Source organism: Leptotrichia hofstadii (assembly GCF_007990525.1).
Lineage (GTDB): Bacteria > Fusobacteriota > Fusobacteriia > Fusobacteriales > Leptotrichiaceae > Leptotrichia > Leptotrichia hofstadii.
In genome coordinates this window covers 2,047,507-2,062,484 of the sequence record NZ_AP019823.1, presented here as the reverse complement: position 1 = coordinate 2,062,484, position 14,978 = coordinate 2,047,507, and the positions used below count along the sequence as shown (strand labels likewise).

Annotated in this window: 16 protein-coding genes; 15 read left to right on the top strand and 1 reads right to left on the bottom strand. The window is 28.4% G+C overall.

Annotated elements, in window-relative coordinates; all coding sequences use genetic code 11:
- The first annotated feature begins 33 nt into the window (after positions 1 to 33).
- The 15 genes from FVE77_RS09835 to FVE77_RS09765 all read left to right on the top strand — a co-directional run bounded on the left by FVE77_RS09835 (position 34) and on the right by FVE77_RS09765 (position 13,532).
- Positions 34 to 936 (top strand): hypothetical protein, encoded by a 903-nt coding sequence (locus FVE77_RS09835; protein WP_146967924.1) that lies wholly within the window; start codon positions 34 to 36, stop codon positions 934 to 936.
- Between the two features lie 62 nt (positions 937 to 998).
- Positions 999 to 1,625 (top strand): class I SAM-dependent methyltransferase, encoded by a 627-nt coding sequence (locus FVE77_RS09830; protein WP_026746884.1) that lies wholly within the window; start codon positions 999 to 1,001, stop codon positions 1,623 to 1,625.
- Between the two features lie 562 nt (positions 1,626 to 2,187).
- A complete protein-coding gene (locus FVE77_RS09825) occupies positions 2,188 to 4,617 on the top strand; it encodes an HsdM family class I SAM-dependent methyltransferase (protein WP_162141771.1) in 2,430 nt (809 codons plus the stop codon).
- Positions 4,618 to 4,621: 4 nt separating this feature from the next.
- On the top strand, positions 4,622 to 5,278 hold the full coding sequence (locus tag FVE77_RS09820) for a hypothetical protein (protein ID WP_026746886.1): 657 nt from the start codon (positions 4,622 to 4,624) through the stop codon (positions 5,276 to 5,278).
- Positions 5,279 to 5,476: 198 nt separating this feature from the next.
- The gene (infA, locus tag FVE77_RS09815; RefSeq protein ID WP_006805851.1) at positions 5,477 to 5,695 is read left to right on the top strand and encodes a translation initiation factor IF-1; all 219 of its coding nucleotides are present in this window, start codon (positions 5,477 to 5,479) and stop codon (positions 5,693 to 5,695) included.
- Between the two features lie 21 nt (positions 5,696 to 5,716).
- A complete protein-coding gene (rpmJ, locus tag FVE77_RS09810) occupies positions 5,717 to 5,830 on the top strand; it encodes a 50S ribosomal protein L36 (RefSeq protein ID WP_015770204.1) in 114 nt (37 codons plus the stop codon).
- A gap of 190 nt (positions 5,831 to 6,020) precedes the next feature.
- Positions 6,021 to 6,386, top strand: coding sequence for a 30S ribosomal protein S13 (rpsM, locus tag FVE77_RS09805; protein WP_006805850.1), 366 nt, complete (start codon positions 6,021 to 6,023; stop codon positions 6,384 to 6,386).
- Between the two features lie 31 nt (positions 6,387 to 6,417).
- Complete coding sequence (rpsK, locus tag FVE77_RS09800) at positions 6,418 to 6,807, top strand: 30S ribosomal protein S11 (protein ID WP_015770205.1); 390 nt, start codon at positions 6,418 to 6,420, stop codon at positions 6,805 to 6,807.
- Positions 6,808 to 6,835: 28 nt separating this feature from the next.
- Positions 6,836 to 7,423, top strand: a complete 588-nt coding sequence (rpsD, locus tag FVE77_RS09795) for a 30S ribosomal protein S4 (protein WP_006805848.1) — start codon at positions 6,836 to 6,838, stop codon at positions 7,421 to 7,423.
- A gap of 30 nt (positions 7,424 to 7,453) precedes the next feature.
- Positions 7,454 to 8,428, top strand: a complete 975-nt coding sequence (locus tag FVE77_RS09790) for a DNA-directed RNA polymerase subunit alpha (protein WP_026746887.1) — start codon at positions 7,454 to 7,456, stop codon at positions 8,426 to 8,428.
- A gap of 52 nt (positions 8,429 to 8,480) precedes the next feature.
- Positions 8,481 to 8,855: a 50S ribosomal protein L17 gene (gene rplQ / locus FVE77_RS09785; RefSeq protein ID WP_026746888.1), complete on the top strand. Its 375-nt coding sequence runs from the start codon at positions 8,481 to 8,483 to the stop codon at positions 8,853 to 8,855.
- Between the two features lie 200 nt (positions 8,856 to 9,055).
- Positions 9,056 to 10,654, top strand: a complete 1,599-nt coding sequence (locus FVE77_RS09780; RefSeq protein WP_026746889.1) for a subtype B tannase — start codon at positions 9,056 to 9,058, stop codon at positions 10,652 to 10,654.
- 1 nt (position 10,655) lies between these two features.
- Positions 10,656 to 12,371, top strand: coding sequence for a sensor histidine kinase (locus FVE77_RS09775; protein WP_026746890.1), 1,716 nt, complete (start codon positions 10,656 to 10,658; stop codon positions 12,369 to 12,371).
- 207 nt (positions 12,372 to 12,578) lie between these two features.
- The gene (locus tag FVE77_RS09770) at positions 12,579 to 12,995 is read left to right on the top strand and encodes a Fur family transcriptional regulator (protein ID WP_146967922.1); all 417 of its coding nucleotides are present in this window, start codon (positions 12,579 to 12,581) and stop codon (positions 12,993 to 12,995) included.
- A gap of 39 nt (positions 12,996 to 13,034) precedes the next feature.
- Positions 13,035 to 13,532, top strand: a complete 498-nt coding sequence (locus FVE77_RS09765) for a ferritin (protein ID WP_026746891.1) — start codon at positions 13,035 to 13,037, stop codon at positions 13,530 to 13,532.
- A 214-nt stretch (positions 13,533 to 13,746) separates the two neighbouring features.
- On the opposite strand, the gene nadR is transcribed toward FVE77_RS09765, so the two are convergent.
- A complete protein-coding gene (nadR, locus tag FVE77_RS09760) occupies positions 13,747 to 14,859 on the bottom strand; it encodes a multifunctional transcriptional regulator/nicotinamide-nucleotide adenylyltransferase/ribosylnicotinamide kinase NadR (protein ID WP_026746892.1) in 1,113 nt (370 codons plus the stop codon).
- Positions 14,860 to 14,978: the final 119 nt, after the last annotated feature.

Below are 14,978 nucleotides of genomic sequence, written 5' to 3'. Positions count from 1 at the left end.
TAGTAAAAATAAAGAAAATGGGAGAATTTCATAATGAATAAAATAAGTATTTCAAACTGGTACTTGGTATATTTGCTATTAATGGGAAAACTATTTATGTTGCTGAATAATGGGGAATCGGGAAAACTTACAGGAATATATCTGCTGGTAATTATTACAGGGCTATTTTTTCTAATTTTCGTAGATGACATAAAAATGGAAGGCAATAAGTACATAACAAGTTTTATTGCCGGTTTTACGATGTTTTTTATAAAATATTCGAGTTATAGGGATTTGAATAAAAGATTTAATATAGCTGTTATCACTTATTTGATTTTATTGTTAGCAGTGCAGATGGCAATACTAATTTTTCAGGAAATAAAAAGAAGAAAGTGGAAATCTATCTTTTTTATGATATTAATATTTTTTCAATCTGTAAAGTTTGTCAATTTTATGACAATTTATTACTGGGAACCACGTAATATTGTATATAGTTCATATTTTTCCAAGATAAAAGATAAGGAAGAGATGGAAAAAATAATAAAAAAATTACCTATGATAGATTCGGTAAGTATTACAGAATTTAAAAAACCAAAACAGTATGATGATGATTTTGATGTAAAGGAATTTTCTGGTGAAATTGATCAGGTGATTGATATTTCAGTAAGATATTCAGTTAACGGCGAAGGATTAAACAGTCTGGTTAAACAAGTTAAAAATTATTTGAAGTTGGTTGGAGATGAAAAAAAGACAACAAGAATTTACATAACTGATAGATATGCTTATTATAAGCCAATAAGAGTATATGAAATTAAAAATGGCGTTACAAAAATAAGATATATAAGAGAAAATGTACAGTATACTGATTCATCGCTTACAGATTTATTCTTGGATATAGTAAAAGTATTGAAAGGTAAAAGTGATTTTGATAATACAGCAGGGGAGTATTATGAATAATTGAAATTCAGTGATAAAATAAACTTAAAATAAAAAATAGAAAAATTAGGAGGAAACTGGTAATGAGCCATTATTTTTCAGAAAAGCAGGAAGTAAAGTCGGATAGAAAAATAATAAAATATGAAATAGAAAATAAAAATTTTGAATTTGTGACAGATAACGGAGTATTTTCAAAGACAAAGGTGGATTTTGGGACAGATGTTATGTTAAAAGTTTTTTTGAGAGAAAATATGAACAAAAAAAATCAAAAATTTGAAGTGCTGGATATTGGCTGTGGATACGGGGTTGTGTCAGTTATTATAAAATCATTCTTTCAAAATGTAAAAACTGTTTCAACAGATGTGAATGAGCGGGCATTGGAGCTTACAACAGAAAATCTTTTAAAAAATGAAGTTGTAAAGGATGAAAATGATGATTTTGAAGTGAGAAAGTCTTTTGTGTTTGATAATATTTCTGAAAAGTTTGATGTGATTTTGTCTAATCCACCAATTAGGGCTGGAAAGCAAACAATTTTTCAAATTTATGAACAAAGTTTCGAGCATTTAAATAAAAATGGAGAATTTTATTGTGTAATTCAGACAAAGCACGGAGCGAAAAGTACACAGAGAAAGCTGGAAGAAGTTTTTGGAAATTGTGAAACACTGGAAATTAATGCGGGGTATAGAATTTTTAGAAGTGTTAAGAACTAAAGGAAAGATTTTATCTATTCAAAAATTATAAATTATGATATAATTAACAATAAAAAAACTATAATATTAAGAAAAATTAGGAGGTGATAGAATGAAAATTATTGATAATATAATTGAACGATTAGGATATAGTAAATCGGAAAATTTAATCTATGTAAATAATGGCAAAACTTTGGAAAATATAGATAAGTGTATTGCTTTATCTAGACATAATAAAAGGATATTGCATGAATTAACTCCTTATGCTTTCTATATTATGGATGGAAATGTTCTTGTATTATTTTTTAATGATTTAAATAATCGTGAACATACAAATATTCATGGGAAATTATGGAATGCACAGATACCAATAATTATTTCAGATGAGGGAGAGGATATTAAAATTTATAATGGAAAAAGTATGAATTTAGAGAATAATAAAAAAATCAAATTAAAGGACATTATTTCATATGATTTAAATCAATTTGATGAAAAAAATGAATTTTCATATTGGAATATAACAAATAGTTTATCATTGAATCTTTATGAAAAAAGTATTGATAAAAAAAATTTGAATGAATTTTTGATTGATAATTTAAAATATATTACGAAATCATTGAAAAATAAATATAAAATTTCTTTTGCAAATAAATTAATGTTAAGAATATTATTTATAAGATATTTAATAGATCGAGGTGTTAATATTGGATATATGGGACTTAATAATAATGTAACAAATTCACAAGAAAAATTTTTAAGTATCATAAAAGATAAAGAAGAGTTTTTTAAGTTAATAAAATATTTAAAAAATAGATTTAATGGTAATTTATTTGAAATGGATGAACTAAAAGAAAGAAGTGAGATAACAAAAGAAGCACTTTCTATGTTACATGATTTTTTAACAGCTCGCCAAGATTTAAAAACAAAACAATTGAGTTTGTTTCCTTTTTATAATTTTAATTTTATTCCAATTGAATTAATAAGCAATATTTATGAAATATTGTTGGGAAAAGAAAAAAAAGATAAAGATAAAGCCTATTACACACCAGAATATTTAGCAGATTACATCGTAGATAGAACAGTTAAAGAATTTCTTGTTAATGAAAATGAATGCAAAATATTAGATCCTTCTTGTGGATCAGGAATTTTTTTGATTAAATCTCTTCAAAAAATATTAGAAAAAAATAGTGAATTAAATGGTTTTTTTCAAAATAAAAACAAATTAAATAAATTGATTGAAAATAATATATATGGTATAGATTATAATGAAGAGGCTATAGATGTTACAATTTTTTCACTATACATCACTCTTTTTGATTATCAAGATCCAAAGAAATTAGAAGGTTTTAAATTACCTTTATTAAAAAATAATAATATTATTTTTGGAGATTTTTTTGATGAAAAGAAAACAAAATTAATTGAAAATATAGAGTTTAAATTTATTTTAGGCAATCCTCCTTGGGGACAAATCAAGAATCAAGAGAAGTATAAGGAGTATTGTAAAAATAGAAAATTTGTTATACCAAATAAAGAAATCTGTACAGCATTTTTATTAAAAGTTAAAGATTTAGGAACTGTAAACACAAAATGTAGTTTGATAATCCCTTCAAAAATACTTTATAAAATCGGGGATACTTCGATAAATTTTAGAAAAGAATTGCTAACCAATATTCAATTAGAACAAGTATTAGAAATTTCATCCGTTAGGAAGCAAATTTTTAAAGAAGCAATAGCACCGGCAGCAGTATTTTCTTTTTTATGTAGACAAAGTTCAACAGATCATAAAGTAGAATACATAAGTCTAAAGCCTAATAAATTTTTAAGATTATATAATTTAATTATGGTTGAGTCGAATGATATTAAATATGTAAAACAGAAACTTTTTATGGAAAATGATTATTTATGGAAAATATTAGTTTATGGAGGATATTGGGATTTCGAATTACTTAATGATATGAAAATCAATTTTGATACTATTGAGAATATAATACTAAAAAAAGGACTGATAATGAAAAAAGGACTACAAGATAATGATGGTAAGGCAGATTCTTCGCATTTAATTGGAAAAAAGATTTTAAATTCTAAATCTGCAGTAGATCATTTTTATCTTGATGATAAAGAATATACAATATTTAATAAAAAAAAAATAAACCGACCAAGAAGTCCAGAAATATATAAAGCACCGTATGTTTTATTTAAAAAGGGAGTAGATTCAAAAAATTATTCTATAAAAGCAGTGTATACAGAAAAAGATTTTCTTTATAGAGATACAATAACTTGCATAAAAGGGTCTAAAGAAGATGAAAATATTTTATTAAACCTTTGTGGATTATTAAATTCTTCTTTATTTTCATATTTTAACTTGATGCTGGGTTCTTCTGTAGGTATAGAACGGGAACAAATTTTTTTGGAGGAAATAGCAAAATATCCATATAGATATAGTGATAAACTTGTTGAAATAGTAAAAAAAATACAACAACAAATAAAAAATGATGGAAATTCAGATAAGTTAAGAGTAGAATTAAACCGATGTGTTATGGATATGTATGGATTATCAGACAATTATTTTATTGATTATGCATTATCTATACAAATACCAATACTTTGTGGAGTTTACAAAGAAATTAAATGTAACAAGAAGTTAATAGAAGAATACGCTAAAGTCTTTTCAAAAATTTGGAATAGACACTTTGAAAATAGTGGAGTGTATTATACAATAAATATTTATCCTGATATAAAAGGTAAATTTGCCGCTTTAGAAATAAAATTATCTCTTAAAGAGAAAAAATCCGATATTATTGTCAATGATATTAATGATGACATAGACTTACTTACTAAATTTATGATATATCAAAAAAATGATTATTTTTATCAGAAAAAAGATATTATAGAATTTTCAGAAGACTCTATTATCATTGTAAAATCAATTGAAGCTAAAAATTGGCATTCTGCAATGGCGATAAAAGACAGCTATAAAGTAGTTAATGAAATATTAATTGAAAAGGAGAATTAAAACATTGGGAGATAAAAAAATTTTGGAAAAATTGCGAAAGTCAAATTCTGAAACAGAAGTAGATCAAATAGCAAAGTATCTTTTAGAGATAAGCGAGTTAATTATAAAAGATTATCAACAAAATAAACTAAAACTTCCAAAGAATAGTGAAAATAAAATACGAAATGTTTTAATAGAAGAATACCTAATAAAGAAAAAAAGTGATTATGGAATATCCTATTGGTTTGATTCTGAAGTTCCTGAAAATTGGAATAAAAAAGAAGAAAAATATGATGGAAGAGTCGATATTCGAGTTTTGTTACCAGGTTTTCCGGAATATCCTAAATATTATTTTATCGAATGCAAAAGAATTGATGGAGAAAAATATTTAAATAATCAATATGTAGAGAAAGGAATCAATAGATTTATTATACAAAAATATTCTTCACGTTATGGTGAAAATATAATGTGGGGATTTGTTATACAAAAAATTGATATAACTCAAAATGTTAATTTAATTCAAGATATTCAAAATAAACATTCAAATGAATATTTACATGGTAAATTTTGTTTTGTTGATAAAAAAAATACATCTCAACGGTATAAGAGTGTATACAACATACAATCAAAAAAATTGAAATTATGGCATATTTTTTCAGATTTTTCAGATATTGTAGAATAATATCTATCTAAGTGAAAATAAAAAGTGATTTAAAATAATTGACAAAATAGTATAAATACTGTATTATGATAAGGTAAATAAAAAGTGTTAGTTGTTTTTTTGATTTTTAAGTGAAATTAAATATCAAAAATAAATGCAAAAAAACTGGACATTTATTTATTTTTTTGTTATAATAGAAAGGATCCGAGGTGATTATTTATGGCAAAACAGGATGTTCTTGAGCTGGAAGGTGAAATAATCGAAGCATTACCAAATGCAATGTTTCAAGTAAGGCTTGAAAATGGACACGAAGTTTTAGGACATATCTCAGGGAAAATGAGAATGAACTATATAAAAATTTTGCCAGGAGATAAGGTTACGGTGGAAGTTTCTCCGTATGACTTGTCAAGAGGCAGAATTGTATATAGAAAAAAATAACAGTTGGAAGGAGGGTTTTTAGTGAAAGTAAAAGCTTCAGTAAAACCTATTTGTGACAAATGTAAAATTGTTAAACGTCACGGAAAAGTAAGAGTAATATGCGAAAACCCTAAACACAAACAAATACAAGGATAATAAAAAACAGATTAATAAACCTAAAAACATTTTTATTAAAATATATATAGATTAAATGAGATACAAAGACACTATGGATATTTAAATAAAGATTGTAAAGGTATGTTTAGCTGTAGAGCTTATTCCTTATATTATGTATGTGAGGGCATATTGAAGAAGATTAAAAATATCAAAACGAGGAGGAAAAAATTTGGCTAGAATAGCAGGAGTAGATATTCCAAGAAATAAAAGAGTAGAAGTTTCTTTGACTTACATTTTTGGAATTGGTAGAAGCACTTCAAACAAAATTTTAGGAGCAACTGGTATCGACAGAGATACAAGAGTAAAAGATTTGACGGAAGAACAAGTAGCAAAATTAAGAGCTGCTGTGGAAGAGTACAAAATTGAAGGTGAGTTAAGAAAAGAAATTAGACTTAACATCAAACGTCTGCTTGACATTAAGAGTTACAGAGGATTAAGACATAGAAATGGATTACCTGTAAGAGGACAAAAAACTAAAACAAATGCAAGAACTAGAAAAGGGCCAGTTAGAATGGCAATTGCTAAGAAAAAATAATAAACTATTAAGTTAAAGGAGGAAACCGTAAGTGGCAAAAAGACCAGCAACTTCAAAAAAGAAAAAATTAAAAAATATTCCTAATGGAATCGCATATATACATTCTACTTTCAATAATACTGTTGTTACTATAACAGATTCAGAAGGTAAAGTAGTAATTTGGAAATCAGGAGGAACTTCAGGGTTCAAAGGAACTAAAAAAGGAACTCCGTTCGCAGCTCAAATAGCGGCTGAACAAGCGGCTCAAGTTGCAATCGAAAACGGAATGAAACAAATCGAAATCAAAATAAAAGGACCTGGATCTGGAAGAGAAGCTTCTATAAGATCAATACAGGCTACTGGATTAGAAGTAACAAGAATAGTTGATATAACTCCAGTACCTCATAATGGTGCAAGACCACCTAAAAAGAGAAGACCGTAATTTTATAAACTAAGGAGGAAAAAGATAAATGGCAAGAGATAGACAGCCTGTGTTAAAAAGATGTAGAAATCTTGGTTTAGATCCTATTGTTTTAGGGGTAAACAAAAAATCAAATAGAAATATTAGACCAAATGCAAATAGAAAATTAACTGAATACGGAACACAACAAAGAGAAAAACAAAAAGTAAAATTTGTTTATGGAGTAATGGAAAAACAATTTTATAAATTATATGAAGAAGCAACAAGAAAAGAAGGAGTAACAGGGGAACTTTTACTTCAATATCTTGAAAGAAGATTAGATAACGTAATTTACAGATTAGGATTTGGTGCTACAAGAAGACAAGCAAGACAAATCGTAAGTCATGGACATATTCTAATTAATGGAAAAAGAGTAAATATTGCATCATATAGAGTAAAACAAGGTGATGTAATTACTGTTAAAGAAGATTCTAAAGAATTAGCTTTAATTAAAGAGTCTGTTGGACAAAAAACAGTTCCAGGATGGTTATCACTTGAAGAAGGAGCTTTGACAGCTAAAGTGTTAGAAAATCCAGGAAGAGATGCAGTTGACTTTGAAGTTGACGAAGCGATGATTATCGAGTTCTACTCTAGATAATAATATTTTAATCGGAGGAGATGAATTAGCTTGTTAAATATTGAAAAAATAGCTAAAAATGTAAGATTAACTGAAGAAAAAGAAGATAATTATACAGCAAAGTACACGCTAGAGCCTCTGTATAGAGGATATGGGAATACTATTGGAAATGCACTTAGAAGAATATTGCTGTCATCAATTCCAGGAACTGCAATAAAAGGAATTAAAATTGAAGGTGTGTTAAATGAATTTTCTACAATAGAAGGTGTAAAAGAAGCAGTTACAGATATTATTTTAAATGTGAAGGAAATAGTAGTTGAAGCTGATGAGCCTGGTGAAAAGAAAATGACGCTTTCAGTAAAAGGACCAGCTGTAATTACAGCGGCAGATATTCATGTAGAACCTGGATTAAGAATTATAAATCCTGAGCAGGTTATTATGACTGTTACAACTGATAAACAGATTGACATAGAATTTCTTGTGGATTCTGGAGAAGGATTTGTAGTTTCTGATGAAATTAATACTGATGGATGGCCAATAGGATATTTAGCAGTTGATGCAATTTATACACCTATTAAGAGAGTAAATTATAGTGTTGAAGACACTATGGTTGGACGTGTTACAAACTATGACAAGTTAATTTTGGAAATTGCTACAGATGGAAGTATTGAAATTAAAGACGCTTTATCTTATGCAGTAGAGTTACTAACTTGGCATTTGGAACCATTTACAAATATTGGAAACAGTATGAGTAAATACAGAGATAGTGAGGATGAATTGGCAGAAGCTGATGCTGAAAATGAAAATAATATTGAAGATATGAAAATTGAAGAACTTGACTTTACAGTACGTTCTTATAATTGCTTGAAGAAAGCAGGAGTAAATACAATTTCAGACTTAACTTCAATGACATATAACGAATTATTGAAAATTAAAAATTTAGGAAAAAAATCGTTAAATGAAATTATCGATAAAATGAAAGAACTTGGTTATGATTTAGACGATAATACAAGTAGTGATGAATAATCATATAAAATTAAACTAGAATTTAGAATAAAATCTTAAACGAGGAGGGAAAATGAATCATAATAAATCATATAGAAAACTAGGTAGAAGAACTGATCATAGATTAGCTATGCTTAAAAATATGACGATTTCTTTAGTAGAGCATGAGCAACTTGAAACAACAGTAACTCGTGCTAAAGAATTAAGAAAATTTGCTGAAAAAGCAATTACTTTAGGGAAAAAATATAATAATTCGACTGATGTGGCAAGAAGAGTGCATTTGAGAAGACAGGCTTTTGCATTTTTAAGAAATGAAGGAGCAGTTGCAAAAATCTTTAATGAAATTGCACCTAAATATGCTGAAAGAAATGGTGGTTATACAAGAATCATCAAAACGGCTGTTAGACGTGGAGATTCAGCTGAATTGGCAATTATTGAATTAGTATAATAATTATAATAGTTAAAAGGCATAGGTTTTATACTTATGTCCTTTTTTTATAGTAATTTTAATTAAAAAGATATTTTATTTATTTTCTAACAAGGGTTTCAAAACATTTGTTAAATAGATTTACAATAAATTTATTATTCTAATGCGAAATATTGTAAGATTTAAAAAAAATAAAATATAGTAAAATAAAAGGAGAATTCATGAAAAAAAAATTAATTATATTAAGTTTATTGGTTTCAGCTCTTTCAATGGCTGCTGATAATAAAAAAGGATTAGTGGATTCTAGTAAAAATCATAAAAATGTTGAAGTAAATAAGAATGAAGATAAAAAGCCACAAATGGGAGCACCTATGAATAAAAAAGTAATAACCGAAGATATGATAACAAATAAAACAGAAAATGGTTATAATTTAAATTTTGATGTAAATAAAAATTATACGGCGAAAACGGCGACTGTTAATGGGAAAACGGTTACTTATCGTGCTTATGAAAATATAGTTTATGTTGCAAAACCAGTTGATATTGCTTATCAGACTATAAATATCTATATTCCAGAAGAATATTTTAAAAATAAATCAGTTGGAAAATACAATGCAAAAACTGCACCAATATTTTTCCCGAATACAGTAGGAGGATATATGCCTGGAGCGGCTGGAGTGCCTGGAAATGGAAGAGATGGAAAGCCGGATGCTTCATTAGTCGCATTATCAAATGGATATGTCGTGGCAAGTCCTGGAGCTAGAGGCAGAACTTTGGAAAAAGATGGGAAGTATACTGGAAAGGCACCTGCTGTAATTGTAGATTTGAAAGCGGCTGTGAGATATTTGCGATATAATGATGTTAGAATGCCAGGAAGAGCGGATAGAATTATTTCCAATGGGACAAGTGCTGGAGGAGCAGTTTCAGCTTTGCTCGGAGCGACTGGGAATAATAAGGATTATGAACCGTATCTAAAGGAAATTGGTGCATTGAATGTAAGAGATGATATTTACGCTGTGTCAGCTTATTGTCCAATAACTAACTTGGATAATGCGAATACAGCTTACGAGTGGATGTTTAACGATGTAAAAACGTATAAAAAGATAGAGATTTCAATGTTAGATTACAATGTGGAAAGAAAATATACTGAGGGTACGTTGACTGATGATGAAATTTTACGTTCAAATGATTTGAAGAAAATGTTTCCTACCTATTTAAACAGTCTAAAATTAAAAGGTAAAAATGGGAAACTTTTAACATTGGATGAAAATGGAAATGGAAGTTTTAAGGAGCAGATTAAGCAATATTACATTGATTCTGCAAATGTCACTTTGAAGAAAGGGACTGATTTATCGGAATTTGAATTTTTGACAATAAAAAATGGGAAAGTTGTAGATTTAGATTATGATAAATATGTGGCTTATATGGGTAGACAAAAAACGCCAGGGGCATTTGACAATGTAGATTTGTCAACAGGGGAAAATAACGAATTTGGAGATGAAACTACGAACAATAAGCATTTTACGGAATATATGCTGGAACACTCTACAGCGAATGGAACTATGGCTGATAAAAAAATAATAAAAATGATGAATCCAATGAACTATGTTGCAAATTCAAAAGTAAAATACTGGAGAATAAGACATGGTGCGGTTGACAAGGATACTTCACTTGCAATACCTGCGATACTTGCTATAAAACTCGAAAATCTTGGGAAAAAAGTTGATTTTGCATCGCCTTGGGCAACTCCACATTCTGGAGATTATGATTTAGATGAGTTATTTAGCTGGATGGATAAGGTTGTAGCAGAAGGAAGATAGTGTGAAAATAAAAGGCATAAAATTTAAAAATAAAATATTCATAAAATTACTTTCATATTTTGGATTGTCGCTTTTGTTATTTTCCATTGTGATTGGGAGCATTTTTGGATATATTTATATTCAAAATACTGTTAGTTTACATAAGAAAGATTTGGTTGAAAGAGCTTATAAGATTTCAACAACTCTTTCAAAAATGTGGTTTGAAGACGGAAATGAGAATCTTGAGAATAAAGACAGGAAACCTCCATCAAAGGAAACTTCTTCTGAAAAGCCAGTTAGGAGAGAAAAACCTAAAATTGTAGGAAATATAAATGGAAAAGCATTTGAAAACAATGTTATTGAAAATATACGGAAAAATGAAACTGAAAAAAGGCCAGAAGAAAAAAATTCTAAAAAATTATTAGATGAAAGACATTTTCATAGACATAGAATCGTGGATGAGAAGGACAATAATGTCAAAATATTTAGAAGTATGCGAATGATTGAGGACATTGCGATGGGAGAAGTCTGGATAGTGGATGCAAAAACAGGAAATATTGTGCAGGGAAGAAATGAGAAGGGGCAACCGCTTTCATATCTGAAATTACCTCCAAATGCAGAAGAAACTATTAAAAAAGCTATTTCTGGAGAAACAACTACGACAGAAAATTTTAATGATTACTTAAATGAAAATTCAATAACAGTAGCAGTTCCAATAAAAAACGGTCAAACAATTGAAGGAGTCGTGCTCCTTCATTCTCCAGTCAAATATATGTCTTCGGCATTAAAAAGCGGTATTTATACTCTTATTTTCAGTATCTTGGTCGCTCTAATCCTTGCGAGTATCAGTGCCGTCTGGCTTTCCATAAGCTTTACAAAGCCACTTAATAAAATTCGTGATACAACAGCAGAATTGGCAAAGGGAAATTATGAAGTAACAACGCAGATAAAACAGAGCGATGAAATTGGGGAACTTGCAAAAAGTATTGATAAACTGGCACTTCAACTAGATAAAAGCTCAAAAGAAAGTGAACGTTTTGAAAAAATGCGGCAAAATTTTATTGCAAATATTTCTCACGAACTGCGAACGCCGATTACAGTGATTCGTGGTTCAATAGAAGCCATTTGCGACGGAATTATAAGTAATCCTGAGCAGCTAAAGGATTATAATGAACAGATTTTATCAGATAGTATTCATCTGCAAAGGCTGGTTAATGATTTGATAGATTTGACGAAACTTCAAAATACAGATTTTTCCATTGATAAAAGTACAATAAATTTATTTGAAATTATAAATGACGCTGTGAGAAGCATGAAACAGATTTCAACTAAAAAAGGTGTGAAAATAAATTTTTCTGCTGAAAATACAATTGAAGAAGACAGGTATCTTTTTGCTGGGGATTATCAGCGGATTCGGCAAATGATAATAATTGTGCTGGATAACGCAATAAAATTTTCTAATGAAAATCAGAAAGTTGATATTTTGTTAAAAAAAGAGAATAAAAAGTACGAGCTTAAAATATGTGACAGCGGAAGAGGTATTGATCCTGAAAACATTGGAGAAATTTTTAACCGTTATCACAAGTCAAATACTGAGGAAAACAAAAATGGAATGGGATTAGGGCTTGCAATTGCAAAAGAAATAGCTTTACGGCATAATATTGAAATTTTTGTAAAAAGTGTGCCTAATATTAAAACCGTATTCACATTTTTAATTCCACTAAATGACTCGCAGTAACTGAGATTTTTAAAATTATTGTTATTTTATTTTAATTATAAAAAAGTTTTAAGTATCTTGAAATACTGTAAAAAATAACTTTGAGAATAAAAATAAATAAATGTATTGACAAAATATAGAAAAGAGTATAAAATTATAATGGATACAAAGGAAAGGTAAATATAATTAATTAAATAAAAAAATGAAATAAATAATTTAGGAGGGAATATGCATATAGAAAACGTTGGCGACTATTTAAAGAAAAATGGAATAAAACCTTCAGTACAAAGAATGAAAATATTTCAATATCTGCTGGATCATCATACACATCCAACAGTCGACGATATTTTTCAGAATTTATCTCCTGAAATGCCTACTTTATCAAAAATTACAGTGTATAACACGTTAAATATATTTGTCAGTAATAACATTATTCAAGAAATTATTATTGAAGAAAATGAAGTGAGATACGATGTAGTGACGGAGGATCATGGACATTTCAAATGTAAAAATTGTGGAGAAATAATAGATTTTGATGTAAATTTATCAAAATTCGATTTATCAAAATTGGGTAATGTGGAAATTGATGAAATACATTTCTACATAAAAGGTACTTGCGAAAAATGTTTAGAAAAGAAAAATTAGAAATAAATTATTAAAATAAAAAATAGAAATGGAGAAAATATGAAATTAAATAAAGAATTGGAAGTTTTATTAAATAATCAAATAAATATGGAATTAGCAGCGGCTTATCAATATCAAGCTATGGCTGCATACTTTGACGAAAGAGCATTAGAAGGTTTTGCAAACTGGATGGGAAATCAAGCAAAAGAGGAAATAGAACATTCAAAAAAATTTTATGAGTATGTATTAAAAAGAAATGGAAAAATTGAATTTTTGGGATTAGATAAGCCTAAAATGGACTTTACATCAGTAAGAGAAGTATTTGAAGCTGCTCTTGCACATGAAGAAGCTGTTACAGCCTCTATTGAGAATATTCACAAGCTTGCAAGAGAACTAGGAGATTATGGTGCAGAAGTATTCTTGAATGAATTTGCTGAAGAGCAGGAAGAAGAAGAGGAACAAGCTCAAAAATTCCTTGATAAGATTATTTCACTTGATGTTGACAATAATAACGCTACGTTATATTTATTAGACAAGGAAATGGGGAAAAGAGACTAAATAAAATATATAATTTTGTAATTATATAAATATAAAGTGGTTTTTCAAAAATAGCTAAGTATGCACGATTTAAGGAGGGCACGATAAAAGTATTTAGCTGTTTTTTCAAAAAAACTTAAAATTGAAATTTAAAAAATAGAAAAATAAAAAATTTGAGAAATAAAAAAACCTATTTACTAAGCATTAAAACAAATTTTAGTAATAGGTTATTTTTTTATATAAAAGTATCTGCTATTTCCTGAAGCTGTGAATTATCAGCACCGTCTAAATATGCCTTTATAATATGCTTGCAAGCTAAATATCTTTTTTCATAGCTGCTTGATTTTACTGTAATATATTGAATATTGTATTCTTTATACAGTTTCTTTAATAAATTCTGAAATTTTTCACGTCTATCGTTATCGCCAATTGAACGAAGTCCATCATTTACCCAAGCAACATTGTTTTCAAGTAAAATCGTCAAGTCAAATCTGTAATTTTGGACGAATTCACGAACTATCGGATTGTCCCGTTTTTCATAAGTTAGGCAAAAAGCCAGAGTTGCGATATAATCTGTATCAATTAATGCAAATTTATTGGCGTTTCTAGCGGCATACAAAACATTTGACTGATGTCCAAAAACGATTTTTTCGTAGTCAGAATATTGCAATGACTCCTCATCTCCACCTAATTTTTCAAAAACATATTCACGTCCATATTCCCAAGCGGAAGTTGTATTAAAAACATTTGCAAGTTTGTCTATCATTACACTTTTTCCACTGCTTTCCCCTCCACAAATTGTAATAATGGGAATTAAATGCTCCCTTACTTCACGTGGTAAAAATTTCCAGTATTTACTTGGATTTTCACGTATTTGCTTTGAGTTTACGTTGTATTCAATATAATTTTTGTCAATTGATTTAGTTTCAGATCCAAAATGCTTTAGATTGTATTCCTTGTCCCCATCTCTATTGCTTATGAAAATTACATCATTTTGCCAGTCTATTTCCTTTTTATTTTTCAGATTTTCTCTTTTCTCAATTTCATTTTTTAAAGCTGTTGCCCATTCCTGCCAGTTGTCGCCTTGCTGGGAATAGTTATTTTCATCCAGCAAAAAGGACGAGATGTTAGGTTGGTTCTTAAATGTCTGCTTTACAAAACGTAATCTGTCCTTTGGTGTGATTTCCTTTACAAAACGCGAATTAGAAGTAAGCAAGTCATCGGCATCATCGGAATACGAGATAACAACGTATAATCTGTCTACAATTCCGCTGGCTCTTTGAATAAAGTTTACATGTCCGATGTGAAGCGGAAAAAATTTTCCTATAATTATTCCTATTTTTTTCATTGTATTATTTTTCCTTTTCTAGTTTAATTTTATAGTATGTTCAAATTTTTTAAATACTAAATTTACAAAATTTAAAATTATAGCCGATCTACTTAAAAATTGAAGTAAAGTATGTAAAA